This window comes from Pseudomonas sp. TS_SC_3 (genome assembly GCF_056156225.1).
Window position 1 is genome coordinate 5,001 of the sequence record NZ_CM149586.1, and the last position, 19,716, is coordinate 24,716.

General features: G+C 52.0%; 10 protein-coding genes, 8 tRNA genes and 8 rRNA genes (1 of these 26 cut by a window edge). All 26 read left to right on the forward strand.

Features of this window, described 5'->3' with window-relative positions; genetic code table 11:
• A 23S ribosomal RNA gene (locus tag AC0J6G_RS00025) occupies window positions 1-531 on the forward strand; it begins 2,359 nt to the left of the window's first position.
• 136 nt (window positions 532-667) lie between these two features.
• Window positions 668-783 (forward strand): 5S ribosomal RNA (rrf, locus tag AC0J6G_RS00030).
• 374 nt (window positions 784-1,157) lie between these two features.
• Window positions 1,158-2,694: ribosomal RNA gene (locus tag AC0J6G_RS00035) — 16S ribosomal RNA — on the forward strand.
• Window positions 2,695-2,759: 65 nt separating this feature from the next.
• Window positions 2,760-2,836 (forward strand) — tRNA-Ile (locus AC0J6G_RS00040).
• A 31-nt stretch (window positions 2,837-2,867) separates the two neighbouring features.
• Window positions 2,868-2,943: transfer RNA gene (locus tag AC0J6G_RS00045), tRNA-Ala, on the forward strand.
• Window positions 2,944-3,190: 247 nt separating this feature from the next.
• A 23S ribosomal RNA gene (locus AC0J6G_RS00050) occupies window positions 3,191-6,080 on the forward strand.
• A gap of 136 nt (window positions 6,081-6,216) precedes the next feature.
• Window positions 6,217-6,332, forward strand: a 5S ribosomal RNA gene (gene rrf, locus AC0J6G_RS00055).
• 374 nt (window positions 6,333-6,706) lie between these two features.
• Window positions 6,707-8,243, forward strand: a 16S ribosomal RNA gene (locus tag AC0J6G_RS00060).
• 65 nt (window positions 8,244-8,308) lie between these two features.
• A tRNA-Ile gene (locus AC0J6G_RS00065) sits at window positions 8,309-8,385 on the forward strand.
• A 31-nt stretch (window positions 8,386-8,416) separates the two neighbouring features.
• A tRNA-Ala gene (locus AC0J6G_RS00070) sits at window positions 8,417-8,492 on the forward strand.
• A gap of 247 nt (window positions 8,493-8,739) precedes the next feature.
• Window positions 8,740-11,629, forward strand: a 23S ribosomal RNA gene (locus AC0J6G_RS00075).
• Between the two features lie 136 nt (window positions 11,630-11,765).
• A 5S ribosomal RNA gene (gene rrf / locus AC0J6G_RS00080) occupies window positions 11,766-11,881 on the forward strand.
• Together the 16S, 23S and 5S rRNA genes with 4 tRNA genes alongside form the textbook arrangement of a ribosomal RNA operon.
• Before the next feature lie 143 nt (window positions 11,882-12,024).
• A complete protein-coding gene (gene birA / locus AC0J6G_RS00085) occupies window positions 12,025-12,990 on the forward strand; it encodes a bifunctional biotin--[acetyl-CoA-carboxylase] ligase/biotin operon repressor BirA (RefSeq protein WP_475253525.1) in 966 nt (321 codons plus the stop codon).
• The gene (locus AC0J6G_RS00090; protein ID WP_475250420.1) at window positions 12,980-13,726 is read left to right on the forward strand and encodes a pantothenate kinase; all 747 of its coding nucleotides are present in this window, start codon (window positions 12,980-12,982) and stop codon (window positions 13,724-13,726) included. Before birA ends, AC0J6G_RS00090 begins: the two co-directional genes overlap by 11 nt.
• A gap of 8 nt (window positions 13,727-13,734) precedes the next feature.
• The gene (locus tag AC0J6G_RS00095) at window positions 13,735-14,406 is read left to right on the forward strand and encodes an SPOR domain-containing protein (RefSeq protein WP_475250421.1); all 672 of its coding nucleotides are present in this window, start codon (window positions 13,735-13,737) and stop codon (window positions 14,404-14,406) included.
• Between the two features lie 141 nt (window positions 14,407-14,547).
• Window positions 14,548-14,632 (forward strand) — tRNA-Tyr (locus AC0J6G_RS00100).
• 24 nt (window positions 14,633-14,656) lie between these two features.
• Window positions 14,657-14,730: transfer RNA gene (locus tag AC0J6G_RS00105), tRNA-Gly, on the forward strand.
• 26 nt (window positions 14,731-14,756) lie between these two features.
• Window positions 14,757-14,832 (forward strand) — tRNA-Thr (locus AC0J6G_RS00110).
• Between the two features lie 83 nt (window positions 14,833-14,915).
• Window positions 14,916-16,109 carry an elongation factor Tu gene (gene tuf / locus AC0J6G_RS00115; protein ID WP_475250422.1) on the forward strand — a complete coding sequence of 398 codons (1,194 nt, stop codon included), beginning with the start codon at window positions 14,916-14,918 and terminating at the stop codon, window positions 16,107-16,109.
• Window positions 16,110-16,163: 54 nt separating this feature from the next.
• Window positions 16,164-16,239: transfer RNA gene (locus tag AC0J6G_RS00120), tRNA-Trp, on the forward strand.
• A 42-nt stretch (window positions 16,240-16,281) separates the two neighbouring features.
• Window positions 16,282-16,650, forward strand: a complete 369-nt coding sequence (secE, locus tag AC0J6G_RS00125; protein WP_475250423.1) for a preprotein translocase subunit SecE — start codon at window positions 16,282-16,284, stop codon at window positions 16,648-16,650.
• Window positions 16,651-16,659: 9 nt separating this feature from the next.
• Complete coding sequence (gene nusG / locus AC0J6G_RS00130) at window positions 16,660-17,193, forward strand: transcription termination/antitermination protein NusG (RefSeq protein WP_411187044.1); 534 nt, start codon at window positions 16,660-16,662, stop codon at window positions 17,191-17,193.
• Between the two features lie 116 nt (window positions 17,194-17,309).
• A complete protein-coding gene (gene rplK / locus AC0J6G_RS00135; RefSeq protein ID WP_475250424.1) occupies window positions 17,310-17,741 on the forward strand; it encodes a 50S ribosomal protein L11 in 432 nt (143 codons plus the stop codon).
• Window positions 17,741-18,436, forward strand: a complete 696-nt coding sequence (gene rplA, locus AC0J6G_RS00140; RefSeq protein ID WP_274087698.1) for a 50S ribosomal protein L1 — start codon at window positions 17,741-17,743, stop codon at window positions 18,434-18,436. Before rplK ends, rplA begins: the two co-directional genes overlap by 1 nt.
• A gap of 213 nt (window positions 18,437-18,649) precedes the next feature.
• Window positions 18,650-19,150 carry a 50S ribosomal protein L10 gene (gene rplJ / locus AC0J6G_RS00145; protein WP_475250425.1) on the forward strand — a complete coding sequence of 167 codons (501 nt, stop codon included), beginning with the start codon at window positions 18,650-18,652 and terminating at the stop codon, window positions 19,148-19,150.
• 79 nt (window positions 19,151-19,229) lie between these two features.
• Entirely contained in the window at window positions 19,230-19,595 is a 366-nt protein-coding gene (gene rplL / locus AC0J6G_RS00150) for a 50S ribosomal protein L7/L12 (protein ID WP_475250426.1), read from the forward strand.
• Window positions 19,596-19,716: the final 121 nt, after the last annotated feature.

The following is a 19,716-nucleotide window of genomic DNA, read 5'->3' on the forward strand; positions in this document are numbered from 1 at the left end:
CGAAAGTAGGTCTTAGTGATCCGGTGGTTCTGTATGGAAGGGCCATCGCTCAACGGATAAAAGGTACTCCGGGGATAACAGGCTGATACCGCCCAAGAGTTCATATCGACGGCGGTGTTTGGCACCTCGATGTCGGCTCATCACATCCTGGGGCTGAAGCCGGTCCCAAGGGTATGGCTGTTCGCCATTTAAAGTGGTACGCGAGCTGGGTTTAGAACGTCGTGAGACAGTTCGGTCCCTATCTGCCGTGGACGTTTGAGATTTGAGAGGGGCTGCTCCTAGTACGAGAGGACCGGAGTGGACGAACCTCTGGTGTTCCGGTTGTCACGCCAGTGGCATTGCCGGGTAGCTATGTTCGGAAAAGATAACCGCTGAAAGCATCTAAGCGGGAAACTTGCCTCGAGATGAGATCTCACTGGAACCTTGAGTTCCCTAAAGGGCCGTCGAAGACTACGACGTTGATAGGTTGGGTGTGTAAGCGCTGTGAGGCGTTGAGCTAACCAATACTAATTGCCCGTGAGGCTTGACCATATAACACCCAAACAATTTGATGTTTGTGTGTCTAATACAGAAGACCGCAACAGCCGAAAATTTGTAAGCACTGCAAAACCATTTATCACATACCCAATTCGGAGCAGCGTCTAACGACGAGGCTCCAGCTGAATCGCTTGACGACCATAGAGCATTGGAACCACCTGATCCCATCCCGAACTCAGTAGTGAAACGATGCATCGCCGATGGTAGTGTGGGGTTTCCCCATGTGAGAGTAGGTCATCGTCAAGCACCTACACCAAAACCCCCGATCAGGAAACTGGTCGGGGGTTTTACTATTAGTACAGGCATGAAGTTTTGAGCGATCAAAATCACAGCCAGTGAGATGTAACGCAAGTTGTTGAGTAGAAAGCGCTTTTAGAAAAGAACTTCGAAAAACAGCTTGACGAAAGATGAGGCTGCTGTAGAATTCGCGCCTCGGTTGAGACGAAAGACTTAACCAACTGCTCTTTAACAACTGAATCAAGCAATTCGTGTGGGTGCTTGTGAGGTAAGACTGCTAGTCGCAAGATTATCAGCATCACAAGTTACTCCGCGAGAAATCAAAGATGTAACCAACGATTGCTGAGCTAAGTTTAGGGTTTTCTCAAAACCCAAGCAGTATTGAACTGAAGAGTTTGATCATGGCTCAGATTGAACGCTGGCGGCAGGCCTAACACATGCAAGTCGAGCGGTAGAGAGAAGCTTGCTTCTCTTGAGAGCGGCGGACGGGTGAGTAATGCCTAGGAATCTGCCTAGTGGTGGGGGATAACGTTCGGAAACGGACGCTAATACCGCATACGTCCTACGGGAGAAAGCGGGGGACCTTCGGGCCTCGCGCCATTAGATGAGCCTAGGTCGGATTAGCTAGTTGGTGAGGTAATGGCTCACCAAGGCGACGATCCGTAACTGGTCTGAGAGGATGATCAGTCACACTGGAACTGAGACACGGTCCAGACTCCTACGGGAGGCAGCAGTGGGGAATATTGGACAATGGGCGAAAGCCTGATCCAGCCATGCCGCGTGTGTGAAGAAGGTCTTCGGATTGTAAAGCACTTTAAGTTGGGAGGAAGGGTAGTAACTTAATACGTTGCTACTTTGACGTTACCGACAGAATAAGCACCGGCTAACTTCGTGCCAGCAGCCGCGGTAATACGAAGGGTGCAAGCGTTAATCGGAATTACTGGGCGTAAAGCGCGCGTAGGTGGTTCAGTAAGTTGGATGTGAAATCCCCGGGCTCAACCTGGGAACTGCATCCAAAACTGCTGAGCTAGAGTACGGTAGAGGGTAGTGGAATTTCCTGTGTAGCGGTGAAATGCGTAGATATAGGAAGGAACACCAGTGGCGAAGGCGACTACCTGGACTGGTACTGACACTGAGGTGCGAAAGCGTGGGGAGCAAACAGGATTAGATACCCTGGTAGTCCACGCCGTAAACGATGTCAACTAGCCGTTGGGAGTCTTGAACTCTTAGTGGCGCAGCTAACGCATTAAGTTGACCGCCTGGGGAGTACGGCCGCAAGGTTAAAACTCAAATGAATTGACGGGGGCCCGCACAAGCGGTGGAGCATGTGGTTTAATTCGAAGCAACGCGAAGAACCTTACCTGGCCTTGACATGCTGAGAACTTTCTAGAGATAGATTGGTGCCTTCGGGAACTCAGACACAGGTGCTGCATGGCTGTCGTCAGCTCGTGTCGTGAGATGTTGGGTTAAGTCCCGTAACGAGCGCAACCCTTGTCCTTAGTTACCAGCACGTAATGGTGGGAACTCTAAGGAGACTGCCGGTGACAAACCGGAGGAAGGTGGGGATGACGTCAAGTCATCATGGCCCTTACGGCCAGGGCTACACACGTGCTACAATGGTCGGTACAAAGGGTTGCCAAGCCGCGAGGTGGAGCTAATCCCATAAAACCGATCGTAGTCCGGATCGCAGTCTGCAACTCGACTGCGTGAAGTCGGAATCGCTAGTAATCGTGAATCAGAATGTCACGGTGAATACGTTCCCGGGCCTTGTACACACCGCCCGTCACACCATGGGAGTGGGTTGCACCAGAAGTAGCTAGTCTAACCGCAAGGGGGACGGTTACCACGGTGTGATTCATGACTGGGGTGAAGTCGTAACAAGGTAGCCGTAGGGGAACCTGCGGCTGGATCACCTCCTTAATCGAAGACTTCAGCTTCTTCATAAGTTCCCACACGAATTGCTTGATTCATTGAAAAAGACGATTGGGTCTGTAGCTCAGTTGGTTAGAGCGCACCCCTGATAAGGGTGAGGTCGGCAGTTCGAATCTGCCCAGACCCACCAATTGTTGTGGGGTTTGGCCTTGTAAGAATATGGGGCCATAGCTCAGCTGGGAGAGCGCCTGCCTTGCACGCAGGAGGTCAGCGGTTCGATCCCGCTTGGCTCCACCATATACAGCCTCGTTTTAGAGTTCAGAAATGAACGTTCCTGCAAAAAGCAGATGAATGTTGATTTCTGGTCTTTGACCAGTAAGAAAATCGTTCTTTAAAAATTTGGGTATGTGATAGAAGTGACTGATTGATTACTTTCACTGGTAATTAATTTGGTCAAGGTAAAATTTGTAGTTCTCAATTGCAAATTTTCGGCGAATGTCGTCTTCACGTTATTAGACAATAACCAGATTGCTTGGGGTTATATGGTCAAGTGAAGAAGCGCATACGGTGGATGCCTTGGCAGTCAGAGGCGATGAAAGACGTTGTAGCCTGCGATAAGCTCCGGGGAGTCGGCAAACAGACTTTGATCCGGAGATCTCTGAATGGGGGAACCCAGCCAGCATAAGCTGGTTATTACACACTGAATACATAGGTGTGTAAGGCGAACCAGGGGAACTGAAACATCTAAGTACCCTGAGGAATAGAAATCAACCGAGATTCCCTTAGTAGTGGCGAGCGAACGGGGACTAGCCCTTAAGTTGATTTGAGAATAGTGGAAGGCTCTGGAAAGTGCCGCCGTAGTGGGTGATAGCCCCGTACACGAAATTCTCTTATCAATGAAATCGAGTAGGACGGAGCACGAGAAACTTTGTCTGAATATGGGGGGACCATCCTCCAAGGCTAAATACTACTGACTGACCGATAGTGAACTAGTACCGTGAGGGAAAGGCGAAAAGAACCCCGGAGAGGGGAGTGAAATAGATCCTGAAACCGTATGCGTACAAGCAGTGGGAGCCCACTTTGTTGGGTGACTGCGTACCTTTTGTATAATGGGTCAGCGACTTATATTCAGTGGCGAGCTTAACCGAATAGGGGAGGCGTAGCGAAAGCGAGTCTTAATAGGGCGACAGTCGCTGGGTATAGACCCGAAACCGGGCGATCTATCCATGGGCAGGTTGAAGGTTGGGTAACACTAACTGGAGGACCGAACCGACTACCGTTGAAAAGTTAGCGGATGACCTGTGGATCGGAGTGAAAGGCTAATCAAGCTCGGAGATAGCTGGTTCTCCTCGAAAGCTATTTAGGTAGCGCCTCGTGTATCACTGTTGGGGGTAGAGCACTGTTTCGGCTAGGGGGTCATCCCGACTTACCAAACCGATGCAAACTCCGAATACCAACAAGTGTCAGCACGGGAGACACACGGCGGGTGCTAACGTCCGTCGTGAAAAGGGAAACAACCCAGACCGTCAGCTAAGGTCCCAAAGTTATGGTTAAGTGGGAAACGATGTGGGAAGGCTTAGACAGCTAGGAGGTTGGCTTAGAAGCAGCCACCCTTTAAAGAAAGCGTAATAGCTCACTAGTCGAGTCGGCCTGCGCGGAAGATGTAACGGGGCTCAAACCATACACCGAAGCTACGGGTTCATCTTAGGATGAGCGGTAGAGGAGCGTTCTGTAAGCCTGTGAAGGTGAGTTGAGAAGCTTGCTGGAGGTATCAGAAGTGCGAATGCTGACATGAGTAACGACAATGGGAGTGAAAAACTCCCACGCCGAAAGACCAAGGTTTCCTGCGCAACGTTAATCGACGCAGGGTGAGTCGGCCCCTAAGGCGAGGCAGAAATGCGTAGTCGATGGGAAACGGGTTAATATTCCCGTACTTCTAATTACTGCGATGGAGGGACGGAGAAGGCTAGGCCAGCACGGCGTTGGTTGTCCGTGTTTAAGGTGGTAGGCTGAATGCTTAGGTAAATCCGGGCGTTCAAGGCCGAGAACTGATGACGAGTTATCTTTTAGATGACGAAGTGGTTGATGCCATGCTTCCAGGAAAAGCTTCTAAGCTTCAGGTAATTAGGAACCGTACCCCAAACCGACACAGGTGGTTAGGTAGAGAATACCAAGGCGCTTGAGAGAACTCGGGTGAAGGAACTAGGCAAAATGGCACCGTAACTTCGGGAGAAGGTGCGCCGGTGAGGGTGAAGCATTTACTGCGTAAGCCCATGCCGGTCGAAGATACCAGGCCGCTGCGACTGTTTATTAAAAACACAGCACTCTGCAAACACGAAAGTGGACGTATAGGGTGTGACGCCTGCCCGGTGCCGGAAGGTTAATTGATGGGGTTAGCTAACGCGAAGCTCTTGATCGAAGCCCCGGTAAACGGCGGCCGTAACTATAACGGTCCTAAGGTAGCGAAATTCCTTGTCGGGTAAGTTCCGACCTGCACGAATGGCGTAACGATGGCGGCGCTGTCTCCACCCGAGACTCAGTGAAATTGAAATCGCTGTGAAGATGCAGTGTATCCGCGGCTAGACGGAAAGACCCCGTGAACCTTTACTATAGCTTTGCACTGGACTTTGAGTTTGCTTGTGTAGGATAGGTGGGAGGCTTTGAAGCGTGGACGCCAGTTCGCGTGGAGCCAACCTTGAAATACCACCCTGGCAACCTTGAGGTTCTAACTCTGGTCCGTTATCCGGATCGAGGACAGTGTATGGTGGGTAGTTTGACTGGGGCGGTCTCCTCCTAAAGAGTAACGGAGGAGTACGAAGGTGCGCTCAGACCGGTCGGAAATCGGTCGTAGAGTATAAAGGCAAAAGCGCGCTTGACTGCGAGACAGACACGTCGAGCAGGTACGAAAGTAGGTCTTAGTGATCCGGTGGTTCTGTATGGAAGGGCCATCGCTCAACGGATAAAAGGTACTCCGGGGATAACAGGCTGATACCGCCCAAGAGTTCATATCGACGGCGGTGTTTGGCACCTCGATGTCGGCTCATCACATCCTGGGGCTGAAGCCGGTCCCAAGGGTATGGCTGTTCGCCATTTAAAGTGGTACGCGAGCTGGGTTTAGAACGTCGTGAGACAGTTCGGTCCCTATCTGCCGTGGACGTTTGAGATTTGAGAGGGGCTGCTCCTAGTACGAGAGGACCGGAGTGGACGAACCTCTGGTGTTCCGGTTGTCACGCCAGTGGCATTGCCGGGTAGCTATGTTCGGAAAAGATAACCGCTGAAAGCATCTAAGCGGGAAACTTGCCTCGAGATGAGATCTCACTGGAACCTTGAGTTCCCTAAAGGGCCGTCGAAGACTACGACGTTGATAGGTTGGGTGTGTAAGCGCTGTGAGGCGTTGAGCTAACCAATACTAATTGCCCGTGAGGCTTGACCATATAACACCCAAACAATTTGATGTTTGTGTGTCTAATACAGAAGACCGCAACAGCCGAAAATTTGTAAGCACTGCAAAACCATTTATCACATACCCAATTCGGAGCAGCGTCTAACGACGAGGCTCCAGCTGAATCGCTTGACGACCATAGAGCATTGGAACCACCTGATCCCATCCCGAACTCAGTAGTGAAACGATGCATCGCCGATGGTAGTGTGGGGTTTCCCCATGTGAGAGTAGGTCATCGTCAAGCACCTACACCAAAACCCCCGATCAGGAAACTGGTCGGGGGTTTTACTATTAGTACAGGCATGAAGTTTTGAGCGATCAAAATCACAGCCAGTGAGATGTAACGCAAGTTGTTGAGTAGAAAGCGCTTTTAGAAAAGAACTTCGAAAAACAGCTTGACGAAAGATGAGGCTGCTGTAGAATTCGCGCCTCGGTTGAGACGAAAGACTTAACCAACTGCTCTTTAACAACTGAATCAAGCAATTCGTGTGGGTGCTTGTGAGGTAAGACTGCTAGTCGCAAGATTATCAGCATCACAAGTTACTCCGCGAGAAATCAAAGATGTAACCAACGATTGCTGAGCTAAGTTTAGGGTTTTCTCAAAACCCAAGCAGTATTGAACTGAAGAGTTTGATCATGGCTCAGATTGAACGCTGGCGGCAGGCCTAACACATGCAAGTCGAGCGGTAGAGAGAAGCTTGCTTCTCTTGAGAGCGGCGGACGGGTGAGTAATGCCTAGGAATCTGCCTAGTGGTGGGGGATAACGTTCGGAAACGGACGCTAATACCGCATACGTCCTACGGGAGAAAGCGGGGGACCTTCGGGCCTCGCGCCATTAGATGAGCCTAGGTCGGATTAGCTAGTTGGTGAGGTAATGGCTCACCAAGGCGACGATCCGTAACTGGTCTGAGAGGATGATCAGTCACACTGGAACTGAGACACGGTCCAGACTCCTACGGGAGGCAGCAGTGGGGAATATTGGACAATGGGCGAAAGCCTGATCCAGCCATGCCGCGTGTGTGAAGAAGGTCTTCGGATTGTAAAGCACTTTAAGTTGGGAGGAAGGGTAGTAACTTAATACGTTGCTACTTTGACGTTACCGACAGAATAAGCACCGGCTAACTTCGTGCCAGCAGCCGCGGTAATACGAAGGGTGCAAGCGTTAATCGGAATTACTGGGCGTAAAGCGCGCGTAGGTGGTTCAGTAAGTTGGATGTGAAATCCCCGGGCTCAACCTGGGAACTGCATCCAAAACTGCTGAGCTAGAGTACGGTAGAGGGTAGTGGAATTTCCTGTGTAGCGGTGAAATGCGTAGATATAGGAAGGAACACCAGTGGCGAAGGCGACTACCTGGACTGGTACTGACACTGAGGTGCGAAAGCGTGGGGAGCAAACAGGATTAGATACCCTGGTAGTCCACGCCGTAAACGATGTCAACTAGCCGTTGGGAGTCTTGAACTCTTAGTGGCGCAGCTAACGCATTAAGTTGACCGCCTGGGGAGTACGGCCGCAAGGTTAAAACTCAAATGAATTGACGGGGGCCCGCACAAGCGGTGGAGCATGTGGTTTAATTCGAAGCAACGCGAAGAACCTTACCTGGCCTTGACATGCTGAGAACTTTCTAGAGATAGATTGGTGCCTTCGGGAACTCAGACACAGGTGCTGCATGGCTGTCGTCAGCTCGTGTCGTGAGATGTTGGGTTAAGTCCCGTAACGAGCGCAACCCTTGTCCTTAGTTACCAGCACGTAATGGTGGGAACTCTAAGGAGACTGCCGGTGACAAACCGGAGGAAGGTGGGGATGACGTCAAGTCATCATGGCCCTTACGGCCAGGGCTACACACGTGCTACAATGGTCGGTACAAAGGGTTGCCAAGCCGCGAGGTGGAGCTAATCCCATAAAACCGATCGTAGTCCGGATCGCAGTCTGCAACTCGACTGCGTGAAGTCGGAATCGCTAGTAATCGTGAATCAGAATGTCACGGTGAATACGTTCCCGGGCCTTGTACACACCGCCCGTCACACCATGGGAGTGGGTTGCACCAGAAGTAGCTAGTCTAACCGCAAGGGGGACGGTTACCACGGTGTGATTCATGACTGGGGTGAAGTCGTAACAAGGTAGCCGTAGGGGAACCTGCGGCTGGATCACCTCCTTAATCGAAGACTTCAGCTTCTTCATAAGTTCCCACACGAATTGCTTGATTCATTGAAAAAGACGATTGGGTCTGTAGCTCAGTTGGTTAGAGCGCACCCCTGATAAGGGTGAGGTCGGCAGTTCGAATCTGCCCAGACCCACCAATTGTTGTGGGGTTTGGCCTTGTAAGAATATGGGGCCATAGCTCAGCTGGGAGAGCGCCTGCCTTGCACGCAGGAGGTCAGCGGTTCGATCCCGCTTGGCTCCACCATATACAGCCTCGTTTTAGAGTTCAGAAATGAACGTTCCTGCAAAAAGCAGATGAATGTTGATTTCTGGTCTTTGACCAGTAAGAAAATCGTTCTTTAAAAATTTGGGTATGTGATAGAAGTGACTGATTGATTACTTTCACTGGTAATTAATTTGGTCAAGGTAAAATTTGTAGTTCTCAATTGCAAATTTTCGGCGAATGTCGTCTTCACGTTATTAGACAATAACCAGATTGCTTGGGGTTATATGGTCAAGTGAAGAAGCGCATACGGTGGATGCCTTGGCAGTCAGAGGCGATGAAAGACGTTGTAGCCTGCGATAAGCTCCGGGGAGTCGGCAAACAGACTTTGATCCGGAGATCTCTGAATGGGGGAACCCAGCCAGCATAAGCTGGTTATTACACACTGAATACATAGGTGTGTAAGGCGAACCAGGGGAACTGAAACATCTAAGTACCCTGAGGAATAGAAATCAACCGAGATTCCCTTAGTAGTGGCGAGCGAACGGGGACTAGCCCTTAAGTTGATTTGAGAATAGTGGAAGGCTCTGGAAAGTGCCGCCGTAGTGGGTGATAGCCCCGTACACGAAATTCTCTTATCAATGAAATCGAGTAGGACGGAGCACGAGAAACTTTGTCTGAATATGGGGGGACCATCCTCCAAGGCTAAATACTACTGACTGACCGATAGTGAACTAGTACCGTGAGGGAAAGGCGAAAAGAACCCCGGAGAGGGGAGTGAAATAGATCCTGAAACCGTATGCGTACAAGCAGTGGGAGCCCACTTTGTTGGGTGACTGCGTACCTTTTGTATAATGGGTCAGCGACTTATATTCAGTGGCGAGCTTAACCGAATAGGGGAGGCGTAGCGAAAGCGAGTCTTAATAGGGCGACAGTCGCTGGGTATAGACCCGAAACCGGGCGATCTATCCATGGGCAGGTTGAAGGTTGGGTAACACTAACTGGAGGACCGAACCGACTACCGTTGAAAAGTTAGCGGATGACCTGTGGATCGGAGTGAAAGGCTAATCAAGCTCGGAGATAGCTGGTTCTCCTCGAAAGCTATTTAGGTAGCGCCTCGTGTATCACTGTTGGGGGTAGAGCACTGTTTCGGCTAGGGGGTCATCCCGACTTACCAAACCGATGCAAACTCCGAATACCAACAAGTGTCAGCACGGGAGACACACGGCGGGTGCTAACGTCCGTCGTGAAAAGGGAAACAACCCAGACCGTCAGCTAAGGTCCCAAAGTTATGGTTAAGTGGGAAACGATGTGGGAAGGCTTAGACAGCTAGGAGGTTGGCTTAGAAGCAGCCACCCTTTAAAGAAAGCGTAATAGCTCACTAGTCGAGTCGGCCTGCGCGGAAGATGTAACGGGGCTCAAACCATACACCGAAGCTACGGGTTCATCTTAGGATGAGCGGTAGAGGAGCGTTCTGTAAGCCTGTGAAGGTGAGTTGAGAAGCTTGCTGGAGGTATCAGAAGTGCGAATGCTGACATGAGTAACGACAATGGGAGTGAAAAACTCCCACGCCGAAAGACCAAGGTTTCCTGCGCAACGTTAATCGACGCAGGGTGAGTCGGCCCCTAAGGCGAGGCAGAAATGCGTAGTCGATGGGAAACGGGTTAATATTCCCGTACTTCTAATTACTGCGATGGAGGGACGGAGAAGGCTAGGCCAGCACGGCGTTGGTTGTCCGTGTTTAAGGTGGTAGGCTGAATGCTTAGGTAAATCCGGGCGTTCAAGGCCGAGAACTGATGACGAGTTATCTTTTAGATGACGAAGTGGTTGATGCCATGCTTCCAGGAAAAGCTTCTAAGCTTCAGGTAATTAGGAACCGTACCCCAAACCGACACAGGTGGTTAGGTAGAGAATACCAAGGCGCTTGAGAGAACTCGGGTGAAGGAACTAGGCAAAATGGCACCGTAACTTCGGGAGAAGGTGCGCCGGTGAGGGTGAAGCATTTACTGCGTAAGCCCATGCCGGTCGAAGATACCAGGCCGCTGCGACTGTTTATTAAAAACACAGCACTCTGCAAACACGAAAGTGGACGTATAGGGTGTGACGCCTGCCCGGTGCCGGAAGGTTAATTGATGGGGTTAGCTAACGCGAAGCTCTTGATCGAAGCCCCGGTAAACGGCGGCCGTAACTATAACGGTCCTAAGGTAGCGAAATTCCTTGTCGGGTAAGTTCCGACCTGCACGAATGGCGTAACGATGGCGGCGCTGTCTCCACCCGAGACTCAGTGAAATTGAAATCGCTGTGAAGATGCAGTGTATCCGCGGCTAGACGGAAAGACCCCGTGAACCTTTACTATAGCTTTGCACTGGACTTTGAGTTTGCTTGTGTAGGATAGGTGGGAGGCTTTGAAGCGTGGACGCCAGTTCGCGTGGAGCCAACCTTGAAATACCACCCTGGCAACCTTGAGGTTCTAACTCTGGTCCGTTATCCGGATCGAGGACAGTGTATGGTGGGTAGTTTGACTGGGGCGGTCTCCTCCTAAAGAGTAACGGAGGAGTACGAAGGTGCGCTCAGACCGGTCGGAAATCGGTCGTAGAGTATAAAGGCAAAAGCGCGCTTGACTGCGAGACAGACACGTCGAGCAGGTACGAAAGTAGGTCTTAGTGATCCGGTGGTTCTGTATGGAAGGGCCATCGCTCAACGGATAAAAGGTACTCCGGGGATAACAGGCTGATACCGCCCAAGAGTTCATATCGACGGCGGTGTTTGGCACCTCGATGTCGGCTCATCACATCCTGGGGCTGAAGCCGGTCCCAAGGGTATGGCTGTTCGCCATTTAAAGTGGTACGCGAGCTGGGTTTAGAACGTCGTGAGACAGTTCGGTCCCTATCTGCCGTGGACGTTTGAGATTTGAGAGGGGCTGCTCCTAGTACGAGAGGACCGGAGTGGACGAACCTCTGGTGTTCCGGTTGTCACGCCAGTGGCATTGCCGGGTAGCTATGTTCGGAAAAGATAACCGCTGAAAGCATCTAAGCGGGAAACTTGCCTCGAGATGAGATCTCACTGGAACCTTGAGTTCCCTAAAGGGCCGTCGAAGACTACGACGTTGATAGGTTGGGTGTGTAAGCGCTGTGAGGCGTTGAGCTAACCAATACTAATTGCCCGTGAGGCTTGACCATATAACACCCAAACAATTTGATGTTTGTGTGTCTAATACAGAAGACCGCAACAGCCGAAAATTTGTAAGCACTGCAAAACCATTTATCACATACCCAATTCGGAGCAGCGTCTAACGACGAGGCTCCAGCTGAATCGCTTGACGACCATAGAGCATTGGAACCACCTGATCCCATCCCGAACTCAGTAGTGAAACGATGCATCGCCGATGGTAGTGTGGGGTTTCCCCATGTGAGAGTAGGTCATCGTCAAGCACCTACACCAAAACCCCCGATCAGGAAACTGGTCGGGGGTTTTACTTTGCACATCGAAAATATCCACGCGCACCATCAACACTTGATGGGCAACTAAACAGTGCATCGTTATCATGCGTGCCTTATTGCTTGGCGGGATTCACATGCTTGCATTATTAAAGCTTCTCCAAGATGGTCGATTTCATTCGGGGGAGGCGCTTGGTGTAGCTCTCGGTGTTAGTCGTTCCGCAGTCTGGAAGCAGCTGCAGGTGCTGCAGGCAGAATTATCGCTCCCCCTGCACAAAGTGCGCGGTAGAGGGTATCGATTGGCTACGCCGCTGCAGTTGTTGGATGCAGACTGGTTAAATGCACAGGTAGATATGCCGTCTTGGCACGCCTGCGTCATGCCAAGTGTCGATTCGACTAATGCTGAAGCGTTAAGGCTTTTGCAAGCCTCACAATCACCGCCTTTTTATGTGCTTGCCGAGCGGCAAACCAATGGGCGTGGGCGCAGGGGGCGAAGTTGGGCGAGTCCTTTCGGCGAGAATCTTTATTACAGCTTGGTTGTTCGCGTCGACGGCGGCATGCGCTCGCTCGAGGGAATGAGTCTGGCTGTCGGCTTGGCATTGCTCCGGGTTGTGCGTGGTTTTGGTGTGGCTGAAGCGGGGCTCAAGTGGCCCAATGACCTGTTAGTAGGTGATCGTAAGCTTGCCGGTATTTTGTTGGAGCTGTCTGGGGATCCAGCGGATGTTTGCCATGTGGTTATTGGTATCGGTCTGAACGTGAATATGCTTGCGGCCGATCAGGCAGTTATTGGTCAACCGTGGACGTCTATGCGCGCTGAATTAGGTTGTCTGCTGAATCGGAATGAGCTGGTCGGCGAGCTCAATCGACAGCTCTCGCACTATTTAGCTATTCAGCTTCGCGATGGCTTCGCTGCATTGCAGGATGAATGGCAGGCTTGCAATCTTTGGCAGGGGCGCTCGGTTGTATTAACGGCGGGTGGTGAGCCTGTCGAGGGCGTGGTCATGGGGGTAGATCCTAGCGGGGCGCTTCGTCTCCGAGTCGACGGGGCCGAGCGTAGCTTTAGTGGTGGCGAAATCAGCCTGAGGTTGCGTGATGATTCTTGAGCTCGATTGCGGTAACACCTTAATAAAGTGGCGGTTGCTGAGTGATGGTCTGGCTAGGGCGGGCGTAGGTGGCGTTGTTGAGTCTGATCAGGCCCTCGTCAGCGTCATCCGTGAGCAGAGAGTTTCATTGCGTGCTTGCCGTTTGGTGAGCGTGCGCAGCAACGAAGAAACCGCGCAGTTGGTCTCTCTGCTAGAGGCAGCCTTTGCTATCGAATGTCGCGCTGCTGAGCCTGCGGTTATGTTGGCGGGTGTGCGTAACGGTTATGAGCAATATCAGCGGCTTGGGCTTGATCGCTGGCTCGCAGTCGTTGGGGCATATCAGCTGTCACGTAAGGCTTCGCTGGTTATTGATCTCGGTACTGCTGTTACAGCTGACTTTGTTGCTGCGGATGGCGCTCATTTGGGGGGGTTTATTTGCCCTGGACTGCCGTTAATGCGTACGCAGCTGCAAACGCATACGCGGCGTACGCGTTATGACAGTGATGAGGCTTCTCGGGCGCTTGAGGGTTTATTGCCGGGGCGGGCAACTGCTGAAGCTGTAGAGCGAGGCTGTTTGCTTATGCTGCGTGGGTTTGTCAGCAGTCAGGTGCAAATGGCTGCTGAAGTGCTGGGCGCTGAATTTGATGTTTTTCTTACCGGTGGCGACGCACTCTTAGTGGTTGATGTTATTCCTGGGGCGCGAGTTGTCCCTGATTTAGTTTTTATCGGTTTGGCGATCGCTTGCCCTATCGACTGAGGTCACGCATGCGTTGGATGTTCTTGTGGTTAGTCGTGCTTAATCTGTTTTATTACGTCTGGCATCAGCAGCAGGCTCCCCTGCGCGTTACTGAAATCGCCCCCTTAAATATGATTCAAGACAGTAAGCGAGATATTCGCCTGCTAAGTGAGTCGAGTGCGCCGCCCCGGCGTGAGGTTGCTGCGGCCGCAGCGGTTGAGGCAGTTTGTTTGTTTCTTGGTAGTTTTGAGGTGAAAGCGGACGCGTCTGCGCTGGAGCAACGGCTGCTCAGTTTAGATATCCAGTCGCGGGTTCAGAGTATGGACGCCGCCGCTGGAGTTGATTACTGGGTCTATTTACCGCCTTTGGCCTCGCGCCAGGCTTCGTTGCGTCAGCTACGTGAGTTGCAGGCGCGAAAAATCCATAGTTACATCATTACTCAGGGGGATTTAGCCAACGGTATTTCCCTGGGTATTTTCCCGCGCAGTGATTCAGCGCAAAGCGTGATGCAGCGCCTGCGTGATGCCGGTTATGAGCCGTCGCTTCGCGAATTGACCCGTGCGCATCGCAGTTTCTGGGTGCGTATCGCGCCGCAGAGTCGTCGTCTTGCAGATGATTCCTTGCTTCAGCGTTTAGCCTTTGACTTCAAAGGCTTAGAACAGCAATTAATGCCGTGCGAGGGGGTTGCAAGTGCTCAGTAGAATGAATAGAATGGCGCCCGCTTCGCAGAGTGGCGCTAACAAGAATTCTGCGAAGTTGCTGTCAATGTAGCTAACCTCAGGTTTTTTAATGAGAAATTGCTTGACAGTAGGTCGGCATAGAATGAGAATGCCGCCCCGTTTGGAGGGATTCCCGAGTGGCCAAAGGGATCAGACTGTAAATCTGACGTCATCGACTTCGAAGGTTCGAATCCTTCTCCCTCCACCAGATTTAGCGAGAGCTGCAAGCTCCGCGGGTATAGTTCAGTGGTAGAACCTCAGCCTTCCAAGCTGATGATGCGGGTTCGATTCCCGCTACCCGCTCCAGTTTTGTTGTTCTTGCAATGCTTATTGCTCATGTAGCTCAGTTGGTAGAGCACACCCTTGGTAAGGGTGAGGTCAGCGGTTCGAGTCCGCTCATGAGCTCCATCTAATAAAGGCAGATATGTGAGTATCTGCCTTTGTTTTATGGTGTTGATGCTGGGTCAATTCTTCTCTGGGAGGCAGGCAAAATGGCTAAAGAAAAATTTGATCGTTCCCTACCGCACGTCAACGTCGGCACTATTGGTCACGTTGATCATGGTAAGACCACGCTGACTGCAGCGCTGACCCGTGTTTGCTCCGAGGTTTTCGGTTCGGCTGTTGTTGACTTCGATAAGATCGACAGCGCGCCAGAAGAAAAAGCTCGTGGTATCACCATCAACACCGCGCACGTCGAGTACAACTCGAAGATCCGTCACTATGCTCACGTTGACTGCCCAGGTCACGCTGACTATGTGAAGAACATGATCACCGGTGCTGCGCAGATGGACGGCGCTATCCTGGTTTGCTCGGCCGCTGATGGTCCGATGCCGCAAACCCGCGAGCACATCCTGCTGTCCCGTCAGGTTGGCGTTCCGTACATCGTGGTCTTCCTGAACAAGGCTGACCTGGTTGACGACGCTGAGCTGCTTGAGCTGGTGGAAATGGAGGTGCGTGACTTGCTCAGCACTTACGATTTCCCAGGTGATGACACTCCGATCATCATCGGTTCCGCGCGTATGGCGCTGGAAGGTAAAGACGACAACGAAATGGGCACCACTGCCGTTCGTAAACTGGTTGAAACCCTGGACAGCTACATCCCAGAGCCAGTTCGTCTGACCGACAAGCCGTTCCTGATGCCAATCGAAGACGTATTCTCGATTTCGGGTCGCGGTACCGTTGTGACTGGCCGTATCGAGCGTGGCATCGTTCGCGTTCAAGATCCGCTGGAAATCGTAGGTCTGCGTGACACCACTGTCACCACCTGTACCGGCGTTGAGATGTTCCGCAAGCTGCTCGATGAAGGTCGTGCGGGTGAGAACTGTGGCGTTCTGCTGCGCGGCACCAAGCGTGACGACGTAGAGCGTGGTCAGGTTCTGGTTAAGCCGGGTTCGGTTAAGCCGCACACCACCTTCACTGCAGAAGTGTATGTGTTGAGCAAAGAAGAAGGCGGTCGTCATACTCCGTTCTTCAAAGGCTACCGTCCTCAGTTCTACTTCCGTACAACTGACGTAACCGGTAACTGCGAGCTGCCGGAAGGCGTTGAAATGGTTATGCCAGGTGACAACATTCAGATGACTGTCACGCTGATCAAAACCATCGCAATGGAAGATGGTCTGCGTTTCGCCATTCGTGAAGGCGGTCGTACCGTCGGCGCTGGCGTCGTGGCCAAGATCATCGCGTAATCGATTGATCTGTTTCGATTAGGCCGGCATAATGGCCGGCCTGATTAAGTTTTTAGGTCAGTAGCTCAATTGGCAGAGCGACGGTCTCCAAAACCGTAGGTTGGGGGTTCGATTCCCTCCTGACCTGCCATATTCATTAGAATTTGGCGCGTCTTTTACAGGAAATTAGTAGATGAATGTTAAGGCTGAAGCCAAAGACTCTCGCTTTGATCTGCTTAAGTGGCTCTTAGTTGCTGCTCTAGTGGTTGCTGGCGTGGTCGGTAATCAGTATTTCTCTGCTGAGCCAATCCTGTATCGCGTTCTGGCGCTGTTGGTTATAGCTGCAGTTGCTGGTTTGATTGCGCTGCAAACGGCAAAGGGTAAGTCCTTTTGGTTGTTGGCAAAAGAAGCGCGCGTTGAAATTCGCAAGGTCGTTTGGCCTACTCGCCAAGAAACTACGCAGACAACACTCATCGTTGTTGCTGTTGTTTTGGTTATGTCGCTCCTGCTTTGGGGGGTTGATTCCCTGCTGGGTTGGCTTGTCTCGTTGATTGTCGGCTAAGGGTGTCCCGTGGCTAAGCGTTGGTATGTTGTGCATGCTTACTCGGGTTACGAGAAGCATGTCATGCGTTCGTTGGTTGAGCGCGTGAAGCTTGCTGGTATGGAAGATGTGTTTGGCGAGATTCTTGTGCCTACCGAAGAAGTGGTAGAGATGCGGAACGGCCAGAAGCGCAAAAGTGAGCGCAAATTTTTCCCTGGCTATGTATTGGTCCAGATGGAGATGAGCGAGGCGACTTGGCACTTGATCAAGGACACGCCTCGCGTCATGGGCTTCATCGGTGGGACTGCAGACAAGCCTGCGCCGATTACCGAAAAAGAAGCTGATGCGATCCTGCGTCGTGTCGCAGATAGCGGCGACAAGCCGAAGCCTAAAACACTGTTTGAGCCAGGTGAGATGGTGCGCGTGACCGATGGTCCATTCGCCGATTTCAGTGGTGTCGTAGAAGAAGTGAATTACGAAAAGAGCCGCATCCAGGTTGCAGTGACTATTTTTGGTCGCTCTACACCGGTCGAGCTGGAGTTCAGTCAGGTCGAAAAGGCGTAGCTGACATAAGCATCCCTCACCCCGCAGCCTTAGGCTGCGGGGTTTTGTTGTCACTGGGATAAACAGGAAATAACTGGGGAGCCGAAAGGCGCTAGAACCCAAAATTGGAGTAGCTCATGGCTAAGAAAATTACGGCTTACATCAAGCTGCAAGTAAAGGCTGCGCAAGCCAACCCGTCGCCGCCTGTTGGTCCGGCATTGGGTCAGCATGGCGTGAACATCATGGAATTCTGCAAGGCGTTCAATGCCCGTACCCAGGGTATCGAGCCAGGCTTGCCGACTCCGGTGATCATCACTGTATACAGCGACCGTAGCTTTACTTTTGAAACCAAAAGCACCCCTGCTGCCGTTCTGCTGAAAAAGGCTGCTGGCTTGACTAGCGGTTCGGCTCGTCCGAACACCGTCAAGGTCGGCACCGTAACTCGTGCTCAGTTGGAAGAGATTGCCAAGACTAAACAGGGCGATCTGACTGCTGCCGATATGGACGCAGCTGTGCGTACCATCGCCGGCTCCGCTCGTAGCATGGGCCTCAACGTGGAGGGTGTGTAATGGCTAAGTTGACCAAGCGTCAAAAGGCAATCGCTGAGAAAGTTGAAGCTGGTAAGGCTTACAACTTTGTTGAAGCGGCCGCTCTGCTGGCTGAACTGTCTGCAGTTAAGTTCTCTGAGTCGGTAGATATCGCCGTCAACCTCGGTGTTGACCCGCGCAAATCCGACCAGGTTGTGCGTGGCGCCACTGTTCTGCCGAACGGTTCGGGCAAAAGCGTTCGCGTTGCTGTGTTCACCCAGGGTCCAGCTGCTGAAGCTGCTTTGGCTGCCGGTGCTGATCGCGTAGGTATGGACGATCTGGCTGCTGAAATGAAAGGCGGCGACCTGAACTATGACGTAGTAATTGCTTCCCCGGATGCAATGCGTGTTGTAGGTCAGTTGGGTCAGGTTCTCGGTCCGCGTGGCCTGATGCCTAACCCGAAAGTCGGCACCGTTACCCCTGACGTGGCTACTGCTGTGAAGAATGCCAAGGCTGGTCAAGTGCGTTTCCGTACTGACAAGAACGGCATCATTCATGGTTCCGTCGGTAAAGTTGGTTTTGACGCCGAGAAGCTGAAGCAGAACGTTGAAGCGCTGATTTCGGACCTTAAGCGTCTGAAGCCATCGACTTCGAAAGGCATCTACGTCAAGCGCGTAACCCTGAGCACCACAATGGGCCCAGGTTTGATCATTGATCAAGGCTCGCTGGACGCGTAACACAGAGGCGGCGTGAGCGATTGCGCCGCTTCGACACTTTGGGGTCCCTGCTTTGCGGGGGCTGTCCAAGACCGTAGGTGGCGTAAGCCTTAAATGTGAGGAGTAATCTTCAACACCCTACGCAGATGGTGCTCCCGGTTCCTTACCGAATCAGACACCAAAACGACATCCGGCTTCGGCCAGATGAAACGGTAACAAGCAGGAGTTAAACCCGTGGCAATTAAACTCGAAGACAAGAAGGCCATCGTCGCTGAAGTCAACGAGGCTGCCAAAGGTGCCCTGTCCGCTGTTGTGGCTGATGCCCGCGGTGTGACAGTTGGCGCTATGACCGGACTCCGTAAAGAGGCCCGCGAAGCTGGCGTGTACGTACGTGTTGTACGTAACACCCTGCTCAAGCGCGCTGTTGAAGGCACCGAATATTCGGTACTCAACGACGTGTTCAAAGGCCCGACCCTGATTGCATTCTCCAAGGAACATCCGGGCGCTGCTGCTCGTATTTTCAAAGAGTTCGCCAAGGGTCAGGATAAGTTCGAGATCAAGGCAGCTGCGTTTGAGGGCAAGTACCTCGCAGCAAACGAGATCGACGTGTTGGCTTCGCTGCCAACTCGCGACGAAGCCATTGCGAAGTTGATGAGCGTGATTCAAGGCGCTACCAGCAAGCTGGCTCGTACTCTGGCGGCCATTCGCGACCAGAAAGAAGCTACCGCTGCTTAAGGCATCGCAAACTCTTTCAAAATCATATGTTTAATTTGATGGCTGCGTAGGCTGTCACCCCAATACAGGATTTAAAGTCATGTCTCTGACTAACGAACAAATCATCGAAGCAATCGGCCAGAAAACTGTTCTGGAAGTTGTTGAACTGATCAAAGCAATGGAAGAAACCTTCGGCGTTACCGCTGCTGTTGCCGCTGCTGGCCCAGCTGCTGCCGCTGCTGTTGCTGAAGAGCAAACCGAATTCAACGTGATGTTGCTTGAAGCCGGCGAGAAGAAAGTAAACGTAATTAAGGCAGTTCGTGAACTGACCGGTCTGGGCCTGAAAGAAGCCAAGGCTGTAGTTGACGGCGCTCCTGCCATGGTTCTGGAAGCTGTTGCGAAAGACGCAGCTGACAAAGCCAAAGCTGCTTTGGAAGAAGCTGGCGCCAAAGTCGAGCTCAAGTAAGCGACGACCTTGCGTCTACAGCCCAAGCGTTAAGCGAAAGGCTGATGGCTGGTGGCTTTTGCCACCGGCCTTTTTCCGTTCTAGGTTGGCTATTCGTTAGTTGATCTAGGCGTGAAAACCC

Bases quoted from the DNA above. Each gene is read 5' to 3' on its own strand.
- birA (WP_475253525.1), top strand. From the start codon at position 12,025: ATGCTTGCATTATTAAAGCTTCTCCAAGATGGTCGATTTCATTCGGGG.
- AC0J6G_RS00090 (WP_475250420.1), top strand. From the start codon at position 12,980: ATGATTCTTGAGCTCGATTGCGGTAACACCTTAATAAAGTGGCGGTTG.
- AC0J6G_RS00095 (WP_475250421.1), top strand. From the start codon at position 13,735: ATGCGTTGGATGTTCTTGTGGTTAGTCGTGCTTAATCTGTTTTATTAC.
- tuf (WP_475250422.1), top strand. From the start codon at position 14,916: ATGGCTAAAGAAAAATTTGATCGTTCCCTACCGCACGTCAACGTCGGC.
- secE (WP_475250423.1), top strand. From the start codon at position 16,282: ATGAATGTTAAGGCTGAAGCCAAAGACTCTCGCTTTGATCTGCTTAAG.
- rplK (WP_475250424.1), top strand. From the start codon at position 17,310: ATGGCTAAGAAAATTACGGCTTACATCAAGCTGCAAGTAAAGGCTGCG.
- rplA (WP_274087698.1), top strand. From the start codon at position 17,741: ATGGCTAAGTTGACCAAGCGTCAAAAGGCAATCGCTGAGAAAGTTGAA.
- rplL (WP_475250426.1), top strand. From the start codon at position 19,230: ATGTCTCTGACTAACGAACAAATCATCGAAGCAATCGGCCAGAAAACT.